Origin of the sequence: Bradyrhizobium sp. CCBAU 45389 (assembly GCF_028128625.1) — a bacterium.
Taxonomy (GTDB): Bacteria; Pseudomonadota; Alphaproteobacteria; order Rhizobiales; family Xanthobacteraceae; genus Bradyrhizobium; species Bradyrhizobium liaoningense_B.
In genome coordinates, this window is record NZ_LBIY01000095.1 from 79,140 (window position 1) to 97,110 (window position 17,971).

Below are 17,971 nucleotides of genomic sequence, written 5' to 3' on the forward strand. Positions count from 1 at the left end.
CCCCTCGCGCCGGCTCAGTTGATTCACGGGGGCCGTTGCGAAAAAGGTGGCGCCGCACCTTAAGGGGATTTTGACTTCATGACGTTGCCGATGAGCTGGAATGAATGGGCGCAGCACGATGGCGTGGCGCTGGCGGCCCGCGTCCGCAAGGGCGAGCTGACGGCGAAGGAATTGGCCCGCCAGGCTGCCGCCGGCGTCGCCAAGGTCAATCCGGCACTGTCGGGCGTGGTCGAGCTGTTCGAGGACGTCATCGCCGATCCCGCCAAGGACGGCGCCAATCTCGCAGGTCCCTTCGCCGGCCTGCCCTTCCTGATGAAGGATCTCGGACCGACCATGAAGGGCCGGCTCCAGGAGATGGGCTCGCTGTTGATGCGCGGCAATCGCGCCGCAGCCGACACGTTCCTCACCGGTAAATTCCGCCAGGCGGGGCTCAACCTGATCGGCCGCACCACGACGCCGGAATTCGGCGTGTGCAGCTCGGCCGACAATCCGGCCGTCTACGTCACGCGCAATCCCTGGAATACCGACTACACCACCTGCGGCTCGTCGGCGGGCAGCGCTGCGATGGTCGCCGCGGGCGTGGTGCCGATCGCACATGCGACCGATGGTGGCGGCTCCATCCGCATTCCCGCCGGCGTCAACGGCAATATCGGATTGAAGGTCTCGCGCGGCGTGTTCTCGCTGGCCCCGCACATGTCCGATCTCACCGGCCTCGTCTCGATCCAGGGCTGCCAGTCGCGCTCGGTGCGCGACACCGCGGCCTTCGTCGATCACGCGCGCGGGCCCGCTCCCGGCGAGTTCATGCCGTTCTGGACCACGGCACAGCCCTATTCGGAAATGATCAAGCGTGATCCGACAAAACTTCGCATCGCACTGTCGCATACATGGGGCGATTACACCGCGACGCCCGAGCTCGCCGCCGAGCTGGAGAAGACCGGCCGTTTCCTCGAAGGCCTCGGCCATCACGTCGACTACGCGCTGCCCGAGCTCGATTTCCGCGCCGCCTTTGCGGCGCAGACGACCTGCTACATCTCGAATTTCGCCGTGGTGATCTCCAACATGCTCGCCGCGCGCGGGCTGGAAAAGCCGCCGGAAGATCTGATCGAGCCCATGAACATCCGGATCTGGGAAGCCGGCCGCCACACCAGCTTCGCCGAGCGGGCGAAGATGCAGGCCGTGTTCAACACGACCTCGCGCGGCTTCGGCAGCTTCTTCGAGCAGTGGGACGTGATCCTGACGCCGATCACCGCGCTGCCGACGCCGAAGGTCGGCACCAGGGAATATCTCACCATCTCCGACAATCCTGACGTGCTCGACTGGTTCGGCAATCTCTGGCGCTTCTTCGCCTTCACGCCGCTCGCCAATCTCTGCGGCATGCCCGCGATCTCGATGCCGATGGCAAGCCAGGAGCACGGCCTGCCGCTCGGCATCCAGGCCATCGCCAAGCAGGCCAATGACGGCCTCCTGCTGCAGCTCGCCGCCCAGATCGAGCGCGCGCTCGACGGCAAGTGGAACGGCGGCAAGACGGCGAAGGTCCACGTGACGAAGGCGTAAGCGCCGCTCTACCCCTCGCCCTTGCCAACCCCTCGCGCGATCGCTTTGTTAGCGCGACCGCGCGAGATACCATATTCTTCGAGCAGGCGCGCCGCGGGGCTTCGCGTTTCGGCGAACAAGGCGACGAGCGCATTGGCGCCCGTGACTTCAGGATATCCAACCTCCTGGGCAAGGAACACGGCGCGCTGATCGACACGCTTAAACGCCGCTGTGGGCTCTGCACTTCCGGTTTCGATCACCGTGTGCTTGAGTTCGTTGTCGAGATATCGCACGAGGCTTTGCGTCAGCTTGCCGAGATCGGCGTCGCAGGCGCGCATGACGGCGGACGTGCTCGCATCCTCGGTCAGAGCAAGTAGCAGATGCTCAAGTGTCGCGTATTGATGGCGGCGCCGGTCAGCATGATCAAGCGCCCGCCGTTTCGTGGCCGCGTAATCTACCGAGACCGGCCGTTGCGACAGGTCGAGGAGCGCCTCGATCCGCTCGAGCCGTTTCATGGGATCGAGCATTGCCAATAACTCGTATTTGTCCTTGATGGGCAACTTCATTCGCGTGGCGACGGTATCGGCGATCTGCCCGGGGTCACGGGTCTGATCGAAGAACAGCCAGATGTCCGGCACGAGGATTCCGTGAGCCGCCGTGTAATCCTGGAAGCGCTGATAGATCCTTCGAATCAGATTCCTCGCGTCGCGGGCCACTCCCTCACTGACGTCAGCGACCTCAGCTTGATACGCGGCCGATTCAACGGCGAAGCTGCGTAGCGCGACGCGCTTCAGTCCCCGCGTCAGTACCCTGAACGTGCCATCGGCGAGCGGTTCGAATTCGAGCAGTTGGGCCAATATGCCGATCTCGTAGACATCTGCAAGTCGCGGCTCATCGACGGCCGCTTTTCGCTGGATCGCCACCACCACCTCTCGTCCGCCGTCGAACGCCTGGTTCAGGGCCCTGACTGTACTATCGCGCCCGACAAACAACGGGTAGGTCGCATTCGGAAATGGAACGAGATCGCGCAACGGAATGGCCGGATAGAGCGCCGTCGACGTCTTAAGCCGTGCAGCCGGAGCGATGATGTTGCCGCGATCGGCCCCGAGCATCGCCGACAAGGTGTTCCAGTCGGCCACGCCCAACATTTTCGACACCAGCTCCAAGCTCTCGCTGTGGCTGATGGTGACATCCTTAGTGGTCAGAGATTGGCGCAGGGTCTGCGCCATAGCCTTGGCATCGCGAAAATCGCGCATCGGTTCGTCCTCTGCATGAGCGATCCAGGTGTGTCAGGTGGTTGCGTTGCTGACCCGGTCGCTCGGGCAAAGGGAGGCCAACGAGGGCTCGATACGTTCACCATTCCACGGAGGGTGCAACCGGCAGGTCGTATCAACCTGCGCGAAAGGTGGCGCAAAGACAGTAGGCTGTCAATTGCGATCTCAGTTCTTCACCGCCGGAATCTCCTCCGCCGGTTGCTGCTGGCCCTGCTTGTACATCGCGAGCGCCTTGTCGAGCGCTTCGCGCAATGCCAGCGCCGCGGCGACGCTGCAGCGCAGATGCGCGGTCTGGACCACGTCGACCCTGACAGCGGCGCCGATTGGCATCAACAGGTTCGCGGCGAGCTCGATCTGGATCGCGCCATTGTGATGGCCGAAGCAGGACGCGCCGTCGAAATAGATGATCGGCGCCCGCTCCGAGCTCGAGGTCGAAATGGTGACGGGCCCCTGGTTGGTGCCGGGTGTCTCGGGGTCGGTCATGGGCGCTCCTTGCGGGCATTGGACGAACGAAGCGCCCACCATCGTTGCTTTGGCCGGCCCTGTCGAGGCCAAACCGGCTGGCGCTCCGGCAAGGCGCATTCGCAGGTTTTGCGCGGCGCCCTGCACTGGTCTAGAACAGCGCCATGTCCACTGCACCTGTCACACTCCCGTTCGAGGAACTCGCCGAGGCCATCAAGGGGCGCCGCTCCGACTATGGCCATATCAGCGGGCTACAGCTCGACCGCTTCGCGCCAGCCGAGGCCTGGTCCAGCCTGCCCTACCGCCCCGTCTTCGTCGGCGACACCGAGACCGGCGTTCTGCATGGCGGCGTCGTCACCGCGATGCTGGACGAGAGCTGCGGCATGGCGGTGCAACTTGCGCTCGACGGCACGCGCGCGATCGCAACCCTCGATCTGCGCATCGACTACCAGAAGCCGGCGACGCCCGGCCTCGACATCAAGGCACATTCGGTCTGCTACCGCACCACGCGATCGATCGCCTTCGTGCGCTCCACTGCCTATCAGGAGTCCGAAGACGATCCGGTCGCGACCGCGACCGCCTGCTTCATGATCGGCGCCAACCGCACCAACATGCTCGCCGACCGGCGGATGGATTCGCGCAGCATCCCGACGCTGGAGGCGCCGGAGGATCCGGACGGCCCGTTCGCGCGCAGCCCGTTCGCGCGGGCTCTCGGCATCCGCGTCAACGACGACGGCACGCTGACGATGCCGTTCTCGCCAAAGATCATCGGCAATCCGATCCTGCCCGCGATCCATGGCGGGATGACCGGCGCCTTCCTCGAGACCACCGCGATCATCGGAGTGGGACGCGAGCTCGGCGCTGCCGCACCGCCCAAGCCGATCGGACTCACTGTCAACTACCTACGCTCCGGCCGCGCGCTCGATACCTTTGCCAACGTCTCGATCGTGAAGCAGGGCCGCCGCATCGTCGCCTTCGAGGCGCGCGCCTGGCAGGACGATGCCGACAAGCCGATCGCCACCGCCTTCGGCCATTTCATGCTGCGGCCGACGCCCGGAAGTGACGAGGAATAGACGTATTTTCCCTTGACGGAGGGGGGCCGGGCCACAACGATAGTGCGGTTCCTGCGAGAGGTATTGGATTGCGGCATCCGCTCGACATCGTCGCCATGTTCGCCGCGCTCTGGCTGCTGGCATCGATGGTGCTCGACGCGCTGACGCCGACGGAGCTGACGGCCGTCATGATCGGAATTGCGATCGGCCCCGCAGTGATCATCACCGCCGTCTTTTACTACCTTCGCTGCCCCCGCACCGACTTTGCGGTCATGTTCGCCGCCTTATGGCTGATCTCGGACATTGCGATTGCATTCATCTCCCCGACACAGCTGCCGCATTTCCTCATCGTGCTCGGCTTCGTCCCGGCCCTGCTGATCGGCATCGTGCTGCACTGGCAGCGCTTCCAGCACCGCCACGAGCAGCTCCCCGCGCCGTCGGTGAAGCGCAGTTAGCGCGGCAAGAGGTTCGTCTTCGCGAGATCGAGCACCTCGTCGCCGCGGCCGTTCATCACCGCACGCAACACCCACAGGCTGAAGCCCTTGATCTGCTCGGGCGTGATGGTCGGCGGCATCGACAGCTCCTGCTTTGCGGTGACGACGTCGAGCAATGCCGGCCCGTTATGGGCCAGCATCTCCTTCATCGCGCCCGGCAGCTCGCCGGGGTCCTCCACGCGCTTCGCAAAGATGCCCATCGCGCGCGCCATAGCGGCAAAGTCCGGGTTCTCCAGGTCGACATTGGTGTCGACGAAACCGGCCGCCTTCATCTCCAGCGCGACGAAGCCGAGCACGCCGTTGTTGAAGACGACCACCTTCACCGGCAGCTTCATCTGCGTCAGCGTGATCAGATCGCCCATCAGCATGGTGAAGCCGCCATCTCCGGAGAGCGAGATCACCTGGCGGCCGGGTTGGGCGGCCTGCGCGCCGATCGCCTGCGGCATGGCATTGGCCATCGAGCCGTGCACGAACGAGCCGATCAGCCGGCGCCGGCCGTTCATGTCGAGGTAGCGCGCGGCCCACACCGTCGGCGTGCCGACATCGGCAGTGAACACGGCGTCCTCGGAGGCATGGTCGCTGATGACTTTTGCGAGATATTGGGGATGGATCGGCTTAGCTCCGGGCGTGCCCTTGGCGAGCGAGTCGAGGCCTTCGCGCGCCTTCTTGTAGTGGGCGATGGCATCGTCGAGATGCCGGCGCTGCGTCTTGGACTTGAGCAGCGGCAGCAGCGCCTCGATGGTCAGCTTGACGTCGCCGACAAGGCCGAGATCGATCCTGCACCGCCGTCCCAGATTCTCCGGGCGGATGTCGATCTGTGCGACCTTCGCATCGGTCGGGAAGAACTGCTTGTAGGGAAAATCGGTGCCGAGCATCACCAGCGCGTCGCAGGCGTGCATGGCGGCGTAGCCCGAGGAGAAGCCGATGAAGCCGGTCATGCCGACGTCGTAAGGGTTGTCGTATTCGACATGCTCCTTGCCGCCGAGCGCATGCACGATCGGGCTCTTCAACGCTTCGGCCAGCTGCATCAGCGGCGCATGTGCGCCGGCACAGCCGCGGCCGCAGAACAGGGTGATGCGCTCGGCGCCGTTGAGGAGATCGGCCAGCGCCTTCAGCTCATCCGCCTGCGGCACGACTTTCGGTGTCGCCAGCGCAAGCCCGCGCGAAGTCGACAGCGCGCGCTTGGGCGGGCTGCGGAACGCGACGTCGCCGGGCATCGCGACGACGGCGACGCCGCGCAGGCCCACCGCCGCACGGATGGCGTTCTCCAGCACGTAAGGCAGCTGACTCGAATCAGAGACCAGCTCGCAATAATGGCTGCATTCGCGGAACAGGTTCTGCGGGTGGGTTTCCTGGAAATAGCCGCCGCCGATCTCGGCCGTCGGAATTTGCGCCGCGATCGCCAGCACGGGGACACGGCTGCGATGCGCGTCGAACAGGCCGTTGATCAGATGCAGATTGCCGGGGCCGCAGGAGCCCGCGCACACTGCGAGGCTCCCGGTCATCTCGGCTTCACCGGCGGCAGCGAAGGCTGCGACCTCCTCGTGGCGGACATGGATCCATTCGATCGTGCCGCGGCGGCGCAGCGCCTCCGTGAGGGCGTTCAGGCTGTCGCCGACGATACCGTAGATGCGCTTGATGCCGGCCTGTTCGAGCGTTGCCACGAACAGGTCGGCCACGTTGTTGATCGCCATGTCGGTCTCCTGCTGCGCCGGTCGCATGTCTGCGACGCCAAAGCATCAGCATCGCGCCACAATGCGGCACAATAAGCTATGACAGGATCACGGCTAGTTTATTGCCGGCTCAGTCTTTCGCAATCGCCCGATCATAGGCTGTGATCGTCGCCTTCGCGCGCGCTGCGACATCCGCCGCACTCATGCCGGGCTTGTAGAGGCTGGAGCCGAGACCGAAGGCGGTCACACCACCCTTGATGTACTCGGCAAAGTTCTGGTCGGAGACGCCGCCGACGGCGGCGATCATCACGCCAACGGGCAGCACAGCGCGGATCGCGGCGATGCCGGAGGCACCCAGCACGCTCGCCGGAAAGAATTTCAGGCCCGACGCACCGGAGTGCGCCGCGAGCAGCGCCTCGGTCGGCGAGAATACGCCCGGCAACGTCACCATGCCGTGCTGATGCGCACGCGCCAGCACCTCGGTGTCGACATTGGGCGAGACCATCAGCCTGCCGCCGACATCGTTGAGACGATCGACGTCTGCGGCGGTCAGCACAGTGCCGGCGCCGATCAGCACGCCGGCCGGCGCGAGCTTCACGGCAAGCCCGATCGAGCGGAACGGATCGGGCGAGTTCAGGGGAATCTCGATCGCGGTCATGCCGGCCCCGATCAGCACGCCGACGATGGCTTCGGTCTCCTCGGGCTTGACGCCGCGGAGGATTGCGACCAGCGGGCGCTGCATCGGCGGAAAGGGAACGCTCATCTCAAAAGTCCTTCTATTTCGTCCAGATCGCCGCTGCCGCCATCGACAGGCCACGGCGGACCGCTTCATCCGCATCGATCGGCTGCACGGTGACCGACAGCGCGTCGAAGGCGTGCCGGTACAGCGTCGCGAGCCGACCCGACGCAATCAGAGTGACACCCGCTGCCGGCAACGCGCCGGAGAGACCAGCCGCGAGCTCGGCGCCGATCAAGGTGCCCGACAGCGTCTCGCGCGCCGCAGCCGGCGTGCCGCCGAACAAAAGCTGCCGCGACCGCGCCGTGAACAGAAGATTGGCCGCGAAGGCCGGCGCCTCGTACGCGGATTTCACAGCCGCCTTGAAGCTCGCGATATCCTCGGCATCCTCGGCATTGGCAACCGCGAGCGACAGAATCGTCTCGCGCGAGACGACGCTGAAGAGCTCGCCGGTCATGAAGGTGGAAAACCGCACGACCGTGCCATCAGTCACGCGGACCCATTTCGAATGCGTGCCGGGCATGCAGACCAGAGCATCGCTGGCGCCATCCAGGCCGGGCGCGCCGAGCAACTGCGTTTCCTCGCCGCGCATCACGTCCGGCGCGCTCGCGTCGCGCTGCGCGATGCCGGGCAGGATGCGGATGTCGCGCGTCTCGCCCGGCACGCGCGCGGCCTGCTTGAGGATGGCGGCGAGCGGCGCCGGCGTGTCGACATAGCCGGCCTCGACCCAGCCGTTCCTGGCGCCGGCCATACCGCAGACGAGAACCGGCAGATGCGAGGGCGCCTCGACCGCGGCAAGATGCGATTGCAGCACGGCAGCGAAGCTGGTCTTGGCCGCGGCCAGCATGCCCTCGCCGCTGCGGCGCTCGGCCAGCACCTGTCCGGCACGATCGATCAGCCAGAGCCGGAAGCTGCTGGTGCCCCAGTCCACCGCGACATAGGCGGGTTCAGTCATCGTATCCTCGTCTCACCGGCAAGACGCCGTCTCGCGACAATGAGACGGTGTCCAGCAAATCTGCCCCGGGATATCGGCTCTTGCCGCCGCAAACCAGCCTTTTCTCGCGGGTCTGAAGCGCAATCGCGCTGGCACACCGCTTGCTGAAGCGTCTCCACTCACATCCGTGAACCGCGCAGCAAGACGCGTCAACTGTGAAGAGGAAACCCATGGAGATCGGCTATTTCACGATGCCTTCGCATCCGCCGGAGTGCGGCCTGAAGGAAGGAAACGACTGGGACCTGCAGGTCATGCGCTGGCTCGACGAGCTCGGCTATCAGGAGGCCTGGGTCGGCGAGCACCACACCGCGCCCTGGGAACCCAATCCCACGCCGGACCTGTTGATCGCGCAGGCCTTGATGCAGACCAAGCGCCTGCGCATCGGGCCCGGCGGCTTCCTCTTGCCCTATCACCACCCGGCCGAGCTCGCCAACCGCGTCGCGATGCTCGACCACATGTCCGAGGGCCGTCTCAATTTCGGAGTGGCGGCGAGCGGCCTGCCGAGCGACTGGGCGATGTTCAACGTCGACGGCATGAGCGGACAGAACCGCGACATGACCCGCGAGGCGCTGGAGATCATCCTGAAGCTCTGGACCGAGCCCGCGCCCTTCACCCACAAGGGCAAGTACTGGACGGTGACCAAGCCGGACACGATGTTCGACTTCCTCAAGCCGCATATCAAGCCGCTGCAGGCGCCGCATCCGCCGATCGGCGTTGCGGGTCTCTCGAAGAACTCGGACACGCTGAAGCTGGCGGGCGAGCGCGGCTTCATCCCGATGAGCCTCAACCTCAATCCGGCCTATGTCGGCAGCCATTGGGACTCCGTGGAAATCGGCGCTGCCAAGACCGGACGCAAGCCGAACCGGCAGGACTGGCGCCTCGTGCGCGAGGTGTTCGTCGCCGACACCGACGAGGAGGCCTGGAAGCTCTCGACCGGCGACATGATGGGCCGGATGATGCACGAGTACTTCCTGCCGCTGCTCGGCCATTTCGGCTTCAAGGATTATCTGAAGCACGCCCCTGATGTGCCCGACAGCGACGTCACGGTCGAATATTGCGCCAAGCGGAACTGGATCGTCGGCTCGCCCGCGACCGTCGCCGAGAAGATCGAGAAGATCTACGACGAGGTCGGCGGCTTCGGCGTGCTGCTGGTGTTCGGCTTCGACTACAAGCACAAGGCCGAGGCCTGGCATCACTCGCTCTCGCTGCTGAAGAACGAGGTGATGCCGCGCCTGACGCATCTCGGCTCCGCGAAGAAGGCGGCTTGACCCGAGCATGATCCGGAAAAGTGCGCAGCGGTTTTCCGAAGAGATCATGCTATACTCTTAGCGCCGGGTGCGGCGCGATCGTGCCGCACCCGCATTCATTCGGGAGATTTCCGCGTGTCGGTGGACGCAAAGGATTTCAAGCAGGCGATGCGCCAATGCGCCGGCGCCGTGGCGCTGGTCACGGTTGGCGCCGAGCACGGCAAGCGCACGGGACTGACGGTGACCTCGGCTTGCTCGCTGTCGGACTCACCGCCCTCGCTGATCGTCTGCGTCAACCGCAACGCCAGCGCCCATGCGCGCATCCGCGAGGAAGGCGCGTTCGCAATCAACTTCCTGCACGAGGATCACGCGCTGCTGGCGCTCACCTTCAGCGGCCAGAAGGGCGTCAACGGCGATGATCGCTTCGCGTTCGGCCAGTGGACGCGCGGCGTGACCGGCGCGCCGGTGCTGACGGATGCGGTGGCGGCATTCGACTGCGTGCTGGCGCAGGAGTTCGAGACCAGAACGCATTCGATTTTCGTCGGCGAGGTGCGCGGTGCGACGCATTCAGCTACTGCGGCGCCGCTGGTGTACTTGCGCAGCAGCTTCCACACGCCGCAGGAAATCCGCGAAACCGTTTCAGTCGGCGATCTCGATTCGCGGCACCTGAGCTGGACGGATTTTTCTTGAGCTAGAACAGATCATATCCAGGCGTGAGGATGCCGGCCGGATCGTGATGGCGCTTGGCGTCGCACAGCAGCGGCCATCTCGGACCGAAATGATCGGCCCAATCCTGTGGCGACATCGCAAGCGCGCTCACCGGATACAGCATGCCGCCTGCAGCGCGAATGCGGTCGCAGACCGTGCGATTGCGCGCAAGCTGTCGGTCCGCATTCGCCTTGTCCGCCGATGCCGGGATGCGGATCAGATTGAACGGGAACACGACGCGCTCGTCGGGCAGTCGAAGCAGGGGCGTGCGGCATTCGCCGGTGAATATCGGATAGTAGGTGATCCGCCCGAACGGGCCGAGATCATCGCTGTTCAGCCCGGCAATCACCTCGCTTGCCACCTCCAGCGCGTTGCTGCCGCGCAAGTATGTCAGCAGCCAGGGATGCGGGTTGAACCACTGGCCATTCGATCGCAACAGCTGCTCGAGCTTCGCAAATGCATTAGCGTCGTCGCCGAAGGCGAGATCCGAAACGGTCTCGCGCTTCTCGGCAAGGCCTGCAAGCAGCCGTTTGTCGTCGGGAGGCGTGCCGCTGTTGTAGAAGACGGCTGCTTCCATCTGATAGCGCCAGCCGCCGGTGCCGTCAGGCACGACCGCGCCCTGCAACTGATCGAAGCGTCCCTCGTCCAGAGCACGCCGCTGGTCGGCGGTCAGTGACGCGAGATCGGAATAGGACAGCAGATAACGCCTGACACGTTCGGGTGCGCGCATCAATCGAAGCATCGCGCGGGTGATGATCGCGCATTGCGCCAGCCCGGCGCGAACGGCGTCGAACAGCTCGGCATGCGCGGTCGGCGAGCAGGTCAGTTCCACGCCTTCGCCGGTGACGACATCCAGCTCCAGAACCTGGTCGGTCTGGAGCCCGTGCTGCGACGACGAGCCGCCGATTCCTCCGACGGCAAGCGTGCCGCCGACCGACAGGCCGAGATAGTTGGTCAGCACCGGTGGTGCGAGCCCCTTGGCCAGGGTTGCCTGCAGCACGGCGTGCCAGGTCGCACCGGCATCGACCACGACACGATCGGACTCGATCCGGTGGATCGCGGCCATCGCGCCGAGATCCATCACGATGCCGTCTTCGGCCATGGCCCGGCCGTAGGTCGCGTGGCCCTGCCCGCGCGTCGCAACCTTCAGCCCCTGCTCCCTGGCCCAGCGCAGGATGTCGGCGACTTCGGCGCCCGACTTCGGCTTGCAGACGGCCCGAGGCTGCCTCTGGATGATGTGGCCAAAATCCTGCGCGGCCGCCGCGCGGGATTCCGGATCGTCCGCGAGCAGGGCTTTTGGCGGCCGCGCGTCGCGCGCGCCGGGCGTTTGTCCGGCAAAGGTGGCGGAAGCCAGCGTCGCGGTGACGCTGACGCCCGCGTGCAAAAGTGTCCGTCGATTGGGAGTCATGGTGCAGTCCTCTGCGCCCTCGCCGGGCAATGGGCCCCTGCACCCCAAGCTGCGATCGACGGCCCGCCGCGACAACCGGCGCATCGCGGGATAGACATTCCCGCAAATCGGGAGAATGCGTTCCCGCACGCCGGCTCAAAGCCGCTCGTGCTTCAGCCGCTCCGCGAGCAGATCGACAAAGAGATGCGTCTTCGCCGGCGGTATCGCGCTTGGTGGAAACACGGCGCGCACCGGCGTTCGCGGCGCCTCGAACGCTTCCAGCGCGATTTCGAGCGCACCCTGATCGATGAGATCGCGGATCTGCCAGAACGGGCCATATCCGACACCAAGGCCATGACGGGCGGCCGCATGCGCGGCCGTCATATTGTCCGTGTGAAAGCGGCCGTTCACCTGCACAACGATCAATTCGCCATCGACCTGAAACCGCCAGATGTCGGCTTCGCCGCGACCGGTCCTGCGCAGGATGCATTGATGCCCGGCGAGATCACGAGGGTGATGCGGACGGCCGTGGCGTGCGAAATAATCGGGTGCAGCGTAGACGACCGTGCGCAACTCCCCGAGCCGTCTGGTCTTCAGCGAGGAGTCCGGCAACTCCCTGATCCGGACGGCAAGGTCAAAGCCGTCGCCGACGACATCGACGGGCCGATCGGACATGTTGACGTCGGCTTCGATCTGCGGAAAGCGCGCCATGAATTCGGCGATCACAGGCACCACATGGGTCGATCCGAACAGAACCGGTGCTGCGACCCTCAGCAGTCCCGACGGCTCGACGCGCCGGTTTGCAGCTTCAAGACGCGCTTCGGTGATCTCCGCAAAGGCCGGCTTGACGCGGCGATAGAACGCCAGGCCCGCTTCGGTCGCCACCGATTGCCGCGTGGTTCGGCGCACCAGTTCGACGCCGACGCTCTGCTCCAGCGCGGCCAGCGCGCGGTTCACCGCTTGCAGCGACCGTCCGAGTTGTCGCGCCGCGGCCGTCTGGCTGCCGGCTTCGATGACAGCCAGAAAGACTTCGATCTCCTCCATCGATGGCTCTCCTCTCTCGCTCTCTCGGGAATATAGGGTCGCGGCGAGGTGTTTGCCGACTGATCCACGCGAGTCGAGCAAGAGCCGAGTTCCAGCAGGAACCCGCGAACGCGCTAGACGGAGATCTTCAATTGCTTGATCTTGCGATAGAGCGTGGCGCGGCTCAGCTTCAGCGCACGCGCTGCTTCCGTCACGCGGCCACCATGCTTGCGCAATGCCTCGACGATCGTCGCGCGCTCGGCCGCCGCGAGATCCGGCTCCGCCCTCCCGCCAAATGGCGGCAGGTCGAGATCGGCATCGGTGATGACGCCGTTCTCGGCCGTGCAGCCGGCAAGCCGCAGCACATGGCGGAGCTGGCGCATGTTGCCGGGATACGAATAGGCTATCAGCAGCGCCCAGGCCTCGTCCGACAGACGGCAGTTCGGCGCCTCCTCGCGCGCGATCTGGCGGAAGATGTCGGCGCGGTCGGCACGCTCGCGCAACGCCGGCAGGTGCACCTCCATGCCGCGCAGGCGGAAATAGAGGTCGGCGCGGAAGGCGCCCTCCTCGGCCATGCGGCCGAGATCGCGATGGGTGGCGCTGATGAGCCGGATGTCGACGGCTACAGGCTTGAGCGCACCGAGCGGCCAGACCTCGCGGTTTTCCAGCACGCGCAAGAGGCGCGTCTGCAGCGCGATGGGCATATCGCCGATCTCGTCGAGGAACAGCGTGCCGCCGTCGGCCTGCACGATCAGGCCCTTGGAGCCCTCGCGCCGCGCGCCGGTGAAGGCGCCGGCCTCATAGCCGAACAGCTCGGCATCGATCAGGCTCTCGGGCATTGCCGCGCAGTTGAGCGCGACATAATTGTTGCGCGCGCGGTTGCTGGCGGCGTGAATGGCGCGCGCGAACACGTCCTTGCCGACGCCGGTCTCGCCATGCAGCAGCACCGGCAGATTGTGATCGCCGATGCTTCGGAGCCGCTTCACGCTTTTGACCAAATCAGGATCGCGGCCGGCGAGCCGGTGCAGAGCGTCGAAACGGTCGGCGGGCGCATCGCGGCGCGGCACATGCGATTTTGCACGCAGCGGCGGCGCGACATGCCCCCGCCCCAGTGGACTGTCGTCGGCACGGCGCAGCTCGACCATCTCATCCGCACCGCGCGCGGCATGATGATCGAACTTGATGTAGCGCGACAGGTCGATGCCGGAAGCGATCAGGCCATCGGTGAGGCCGAGCAGCGCACGCGCCGAGCGGCAGGCGCCGACGATGCGGCGGTCGTCATCATAGGCGATGAGGCCGCTGCCGCCGTCGCCGGGCACGGTCGCGATCCAGGCATTGCGGAAATGGCCGCGAAAGATCGCGCCCTCCATCCGCCGCGTCGCCTCCATCGTCACCGCGAGCGCAAGCTGATGCGCGGTGCGCTCGAGGTCCTCGCGACAGGAGGTGATGTTGATCGCACCGGCGAGCCGCCCCGCCTGGTCGAACAGCGGCGCCACGGCGCAGGAGAACATGTGCCACTGCGCGCGAAAATGCTCGTCGCGATGCACCAGGATCGGCTTCTGCTCGGCGAGCGCGGTGCCGAGCCCGTTGGTACCCTCAAAGGTCTCGGCGAAATTGGAGCCGGTGTAGATCTTCCAGTCGAGAAACATCTTTGCGTCGGCTTCGCCCGGCAGGCGGCTGAACAGCATGGTCGCGTTCGCATCTGCGAGATTGACGCAGTAACCGGCGTCACGCAGCACACGGGCAAGATCGTCGAGCTCGGGCGTGGCGAGCCTGATCGTCTCCTCCATGGGTTCGGCAACGTGGCGGATCTCGGCTTCGGTCAGCGTCTGCGGCGGGCCCTGGCGGGCCGGATCGAGCTTGTGGCTGATCAGGCAGCGCCGCCAGGAATTCGCAATCCGCGAGGAGGCATCGACGTCCGCCACGTGATTGGCGACGGACAAGACACGGGCGACATGGTTCGAGGCCGAAAGGCTGGCCATCGCGGACGTCTCCACCCTGTATTATTGTGCAAAGTCTGGCAGCACGGGCGGGGATGTCAATCGGGAACCGGGAACGCAGCTATTGCTGCACCGCCCTCACCACGTGTCGATGCACGGCCGCTTCTTCTCCGTCCGCGCCGGCGGCTTCGGCACCGACCTGAGCCCCGCCATGATCCACCGCCGCGTCTCGGCGGGGTCGATGACGTTGTCGATCTCGAACACCGAGGCGATCGAGACCGCCTTGCCGTTGGCATAGAGCTCGGCGACCTTGTTGCGGTAATAGGTCTCGCGCTCCTCGGGATCGGCGATCGCCTCCATCTCCTTGCGGAAGCCGAGGCGGACATAGCCCTCCAGGCCCATGCCGCCGAACTCGCCCGTGGGCCAGGCCGCGGTGAAGAACGAGGCGTGGAAGCCGCCGCCGATCATCGACTGCGCCCCTAAGCCATAGCCCTTGCGCAGCACGATGCCGAACAGCGGCACGGTGAGGCTCGCGCCTGTGACGAACATGCGCGAGACGTGGCGCACGATCGCGGTCTTCTCGGCTTCCGGGCCGACCATGAAGCCGGGCGTGTCGCAGAGCGAGACGATCGGCAGGTCAAAGGCGTCGCAAAGCTGCAGGAAGCGCGCCGCCTTGTCGCCGGCATCGGCATCGATGGCGCCGCCGAGATGGCGCGGGTTGTTGGCGATGAGGCCGAACGGCTTGCCTTCGATGCGGATCAGCGCGGTGATCATGCCGACGCCGTAGTCGCGGCGCAGCTCCAGCACGCTGTCCTTGTCGGCGACGAGATCGATCACGCTGCGGATATCGTAGACGCGCAGGCGGTTCTCGGGGATGGCGCGGCGGAGCAGACGCTGGTCGGCGGCCTGCCACTCCGTCACCGCGCCCTGGAAATAGGACAGGTATTTTTGCGCGACGGATGTCGCTTCCTCTTCGTCTTCGACCAGGATGTCGATGACGCCGTTGGGCGACTGGAATGAGACCGGCCCCACTTCGGCCGGATGATAGACGCCGAGGCCGCCACCCTCGATCATGGCGGGGCCGCCCATGCCGATCGAGGCGTTCCTGGTGGCGATGATGACGTCGCAGCAGCCGAGCATCGCGGCGTTGCCGGCGAAGCAATAGCCGGAGACGACGCCGATGACAGGCACGAGGCCGGAGAGCCTCGCGAACTGCACGAAGGACGGGCCGTCGAGGCCGGTCATGCCGAGCCGGTCGGTGTCGCCAGGCCGGCCGCCGCCGCCCTCGGCGTAAAACACCAGCGGCACGCGCCAGTCTTCCGCCAGGGTCAGCATACGGTCGATCTTCTTGTGGTTCATGTGGCCCTGCGTGCCCGCGAGCACGGTGTAGTCGTAGGCCACGACGATGCAGCGCGCACCTTCCGGTCCGAACTTCTCGCCATTCACAGTGGCGACGCCCATGACGAGGCCGTCGGCCGGCGTGTTCTTGATGAGGTCGTCGAGCTTGCGCCGGCGCCGCTGCGCCGCGATCGCGAGGCTGCCGTACTCCATGAAGGAGCCGTCGTCGACGAGCTGGGCAACGTTCTCGCGCGCGGTGCGCTGGTTGGTGTTGCGGCGGCGCTCGACCGAGGCCGGCCGGTTCGCATCGAGCGTGTTGGCCTGGCGCGCGATCAGCTCGGCAAGATCAGGGCGGACGTGGTCGAGATCGACATCCGCTTCTGCCGCCGTGCTATCAGCCGCGACGTCGAGCGGCTCCAGATACATGATCGGCTCGCCATGCATCAGCGTGGCGCCATCGCCGGCAACGAGCTTCATGACGCGGCCGCCCTGCTCGGCCATCACCAGATGCTCCATCTTCATGGACTCGATCACCGCGAGTTGCTGGCCGGGGCGGACGACCTCGCCTTCCCTGACCTGGACGGTGACGATGGTGCCCTGCAGGGGCGCTGCGACCATCACCGCGCCTTCAGGCACGATCTGCGCGGCATGAGCCTCCGCGCCGTGACCGCCGCCGTGCTCCGTCGCCGCAAAATAGAGCGGCCTCGCCGCACCATCGGCGGCCTCGACGAGCTTTGCGATGTTGCGATCGATGAAATCGGTCGCGATACGGTTGGTCCTGAAATCCGGATGCGCCAGCACGGCCTGCAGGAAGGCGATGTTGGTGACGACGCCGTCGATCCGGAATTCGCGCAAGGCACGCGAGGCTTTCGCCACGACGTCATGCCAAGCCTCGCCCGGCGTATGTACGACGACCTTTGCCAGCAGCGAATCGAAAGCGGCGCTGGTCTTGTAGCCGGCATAGCCAAAGCTATCGACGCGCACGCCCGGCCCCGACGGCGGCTCGAACACGGCGAGCACGCCGCCGGTCGGATGGGTCGCTCCCGTCTCGTCCAGCGTCTCCATGTTGACGCGGAGCTGCATGGCATAGCCGCGCGGCTTCGGGATTGAGCCTTGCGCAAGACCGAGCGAGGCCAGCGAAGCTCCCGCGGCGACCGCGAGCTGGGCGCGGACGAGGTCGAGGCCGAGCACCTCTTCCGTGACGGTATGCTCGACCTGAAGCCGCGGATTGGCCTCGATGAAGGCAAAGTTGTCCTCTGCGGTGCCGTCGACCAGGAACTCGAAGGTGCCGAGATTGTCGTAAGCCGCCGCCGTCGCAAGCTGTTTCGCCGCCTCGATGATGCGGCCGCGCAGGGGATCGCTCAGCGACGGGCTCGGCGCGACCTCGACCAGCTTCTGGTGCCGGCGCTGGATCGTGCATTCGCGCTCCCAGAGATGGGAGATCGCGCCATGGCGATCGCCGATGATCTGCACCTCGATGTGACGCGCCTGCCGGATCAGCCGCTCGGCATAGACGCCGTCGAAGCCGAACGCCGCCTTGGCCTCGGACTGGCAGCGCGCATAGGCCTCTGCAAGATCGGACGCATTCTCCACCACCCGCATGCCGCGGCCGCCGCCGCCGGCCATGGCCTTGATCACGATCGCCGCATTGCTGCCGAGCGAGGCGAAGAACGCCGTGATCTCCTCGAGGCTCGACGGCCCGCTGGTGCCGGCAATGATCGGCACACCGCAGCGTTTTGCCAGTTGCCGTGCCGCGACCTTGTCGCCGAACAGTTCGAGCGCCGCCGCCTTCGGCCCGACGAAGACAACGCCGGCGTCAGCGCAGGCTTTTGCAAACGCCGCGTTCTCGCTGAGGAAACCGTAGCCGGGATGCACGGCATCGCAGCCGGCAGTCTTCGCCGCCTTCACCACGGCGTCGATGTCGAGATAGGCCCGCGCGCCGCGGCCGGCGATTTCGACCGCCTCGTCGGCGACACGCACATGCAGCGACAGCGCATCATCCGCGGGATGGATCGCGACCGTCGCGATGCCGGCATCAGCCGCTGCGCGCGCGATGCGGATGGCGATCTCGCCGCGGTTGGCGATCAGGAGCTTTTTGAACGACATCGTC

At 65.9% G+C, this 17,971-nt stretch carries 14 protein-coding genes; 5 read left to right on the forward strand and 9 right to left on the reverse strand.

What is annotated here, in order from left to right; all coding sequences use genetic code 11:
• Positions 1-78: 78 nt before the first annotated feature.
• Positions 79-1,554, forward strand: a complete 1,476-nt coding sequence (locus tag XH79_RS27335) for an amidase (RefSeq protein ID WP_271583609.1) — start codon at positions 79-81, stop codon at positions 1,552-1,554.
• Between the two features lie 8 nt (positions 1,555-1,562).
• Here XH79_RS27335 and XH79_RS27340 read toward each other — a convergent pair whose 3' ends face one another.
• Both XH79_RS27340 and XH79_RS27345 read right to left on the reverse strand, forming a co-directional pair.
• Positions 1,563-2,789 carry an LON peptidase substrate-binding domain-containing protein gene (locus XH79_RS27340; protein WP_271583610.1) on the reverse strand — a complete coding sequence of 409 codons (1,227 nt, stop codon included), beginning with the start codon at positions 2,787-2,789 and terminating at the stop codon, positions 1,563-1,565.
• Between the two features lie 183 nt (positions 2,790-2,972).
• Positions 2,973-3,290 (reverse strand): hypothetical protein, encoded by a 318-nt coding sequence (locus XH79_RS27345; protein ID WP_212341623.1) that lies wholly within the window; start codon positions 3,288-3,290, stop codon positions 2,973-2,975.
• 143 nt (positions 3,291-3,433) lie between these two features.
• Between XH79_RS27345 and XH79_RS27350 the strand changes: the two genes are divergently transcribed.
• The gene (locus tag XH79_RS27350; protein WP_271583611.1) at positions 3,434-4,342 is read left to right on the forward strand and encodes a PaaI family thioesterase; all 909 of its coding nucleotides are present in this window, start codon (positions 3,434-3,436) and stop codon (positions 4,340-4,342) included.
• A gap of 68 nt (positions 4,343-4,410) precedes the next feature.
• Complete coding sequence (locus tag XH79_RS27355; RefSeq protein ID WP_271583612.1) at positions 4,411-4,776, forward strand: hypothetical protein; 366 nt, start codon at positions 4,411-4,413, stop codon at positions 4,774-4,776.
• On the opposite strand, the gene poxB is transcribed toward XH79_RS27355, so the two are convergent.
• From poxB to XH79_RS27370, 3 genes are all read right to left on the reverse strand, one after another.
• Entirely contained in the window at positions 4,773-6,509 is a 1,737-nt protein-coding gene (gene poxB, locus XH79_RS27360; protein WP_271583613.1) for a ubiquinone-dependent pyruvate dehydrogenase, read from the reverse strand. The two genes, XH79_RS27355 and poxB, sit on opposite strands and share 4 nt — an antisense overlap.
• A 109-nt stretch (positions 6,510-6,618) precedes the next feature.
• Entirely contained in the window at positions 6,619-7,251 is a 633-nt protein-coding gene (locus tag XH79_RS27365) for a 2-dehydro-3-deoxy-6-phosphogalactonate aldolase (RefSeq protein ID WP_271583614.1), read from the reverse strand.
• Between the two features lie 13 nt (positions 7,252-7,264).
• Entirely contained in the window at positions 7,265-8,179 is a 915-nt protein-coding gene (locus XH79_RS27370) for a 2-dehydro-3-deoxygalactonokinase (protein ID WP_271583615.1), read from the reverse strand.
• Between the two features lie 209 nt (positions 8,180-8,388).
• On the opposite strand from XH79_RS27370, the gene XH79_RS27375 reads away from it, so the two are divergent.
• The gene (locus XH79_RS27375) at positions 8,389-9,486 is read left to right on the forward strand and encodes an LLM class flavin-dependent oxidoreductase (RefSeq protein ID WP_271583616.1); all 1,098 of its coding nucleotides are present in this window, start codon (positions 8,389-8,391) and stop codon (positions 9,484-9,486) included.
• A gap of 114 nt (positions 9,487-9,600) precedes the next feature.
• Positions 9,601-10,155: a flavin reductase family protein gene (locus XH79_RS27380; RefSeq protein ID WP_271583617.1), complete on the forward strand. Its 555-nt coding sequence runs from the start codon at positions 9,601-9,603 to the stop codon at positions 10,153-10,155.
• A gap of 1 nt (position 10,156) precedes the next feature.
• Here the strand turns inward: XH79_RS27380 and XH79_RS27385 are convergent, their stop codons facing one another.
• From XH79_RS27385 to XH79_RS27400, 4 genes are all read right to left on the reverse strand, one after another.
• Positions 10,157-11,581, reverse strand: coding sequence for an FAD-binding protein (locus XH79_RS27385; RefSeq protein WP_271583618.1), 1,425 nt, complete (start codon positions 11,579-11,581; stop codon positions 10,157-10,159).
• A gap of 135 nt (positions 11,582-11,716) precedes the next feature.
• Positions 11,717-12,604 carry a LysR family transcriptional regulator gene (locus tag XH79_RS27390; RefSeq protein ID WP_271583619.1) on the reverse strand — a complete coding sequence of 296 codons (888 nt, stop codon included), beginning with the start codon at positions 12,602-12,604 and terminating at the stop codon, positions 11,717-11,719.
• Positions 12,605-12,717: 113 nt separating this feature from the next.
• On the reverse strand, positions 12,718-14,565 hold the full coding sequence (locus XH79_RS27395) for a sigma-54-dependent Fis family transcriptional regulator (protein WP_271583620.1): 1,848 nt from the start codon (positions 14,563-14,565) through the stop codon (positions 12,718-12,720).
• 96 nt (positions 14,566-14,661) lie between these two features.
• Positions 14,662-17,967: an acetyl-CoA carboxylase family protein gene (locus XH79_RS27400; protein ID WP_271583621.1), complete on the reverse strand. Its 3,306-nt coding sequence runs from the start codon at positions 17,965-17,967 to the stop codon at positions 14,662-14,664.
• Positions 17,968-17,971 lie beyond the last annotated feature (4 nt).